The organism is Calidithermus terrae (assembly GCF_003574345.1).
Taxonomy (GTDB): Bacteria; Deinococcota; Deinococci; order Deinococcales; family Thermaceae; genus Calidithermus; species Calidithermus chliarophilus.
This window is the reverse complement of the sequence record NZ_QXDL01000453.1, coordinates 1-863: the sequence shown is the minus strand read 5'-3', so window position 1 is coordinate 863 and position 863 is coordinate 1. Positions and strand designations below refer to the sequence as shown.

Annotated in this window: 2 protein-coding genes; both read left to right on the top strand. The window is 64.3% G+C overall.

The window, feature by feature from the left end; all coding sequences use genetic code 11:
• The first annotated feature begins 152 nt into the window (after positions 1–152).
• On the top strand, positions 153–389 hold the full coding sequence (locus Mterra_RS21535) for a helix-turn-helix domain-containing protein (protein ID WP_119316896.1): 237 nt from the start codon (positions 153–155) through the stop codon (positions 387–389).
• Positions 382–816 (top strand): hypothetical protein, encoded by a 435-nt coding sequence (locus tag Mterra_RS21530; RefSeq protein ID WP_147373069.1) that lies wholly within the window; start codon positions 382–384, stop codon positions 814–816. Before Mterra_RS21535 ends, Mterra_RS21530 begins: the two co-directional genes overlap by 8 nt.
• The last annotated feature ends 47 nt before the right edge of the window (positions 817–863 follow it).

Here is an 863-nt window from a genome sequence, read left to right as displayed (position 1 = left end):
GGGGTGGGGGCGGCTGAGGTATGCTGCATGTGGACTCACTCCTTTCGGGTTCCCAGAGGGCTTGGTTCCTAGGCCGTCACCCTCTGGTGTCTCGATACTACTTTACTTACAACACTAGGTCAAGCTCGATACTCCTGTGGTATTGTCAGTATGTGAAAGTAACGATCAGCTGGAAGCTGAAGGAGTTCCTCGAGCGCGAGGGCATTACGGCCTACCGCCTCCAGACGGACCTAAAGGAAAGGGTAGGCGCCCAGACCATCTACGTCTGGGTGCGCAACCCGCCCAAGCGGCCCGATCTGGGCATCCTGGCGGCGATCCTGGGCCAGCTGTCGGAATACACGGGCAGGAGGGTGGGGCTGGGGGAGGTGCTCGAGGTCAGCTATGAGTAGGCTCATCGCGCTCGTCATCTGGCTTGCGTTGGCGGGGCTGGGCCTGGCCCAGGTGCCCATGCGGGGCATCATGGACTGCCGGTCCGGGCTCTACGCCCTCACCGGGCCCGCGCTGAGGGCCGAGTACCGGGGGGGCAACCTGGTGCTCGAGTACGACCGCGCCTTCTTCAAGCTCAAGCGGATCACCGGCACCCCCATAATCCGGCTGGAGTACACCGACTCCGAGCTGAACTTCAAGACCTCGGTCCTCACCCCCAGCCGCTACGACGCGGCCAGCAAACGCCTGTACGTGCCGGTGGACCTGTACCGCCTCTCGAAGGAGGGCTTCTACACGCTCGAGGTCCGCATCATCGCCACCGACCGCGACGCCCGGTGTAACTCCACCCTGATCTACCGGGTGAGCAACGTCATCCTGCGCGGCGACTAGCCTACTTCGGCAGCGGCGGGAAGGTCGGGGGGAGCTGGGGCCGGGGG

Coding starts and splice junctions, on each gene's coding strand:
- Mterra_RS21530 (WP_147373069.1), top strand. CDS start 382: ATGAGTAGGCTCATCGCGCTCGTCATCTGGCTTGCGTTGGCGGGGCTG.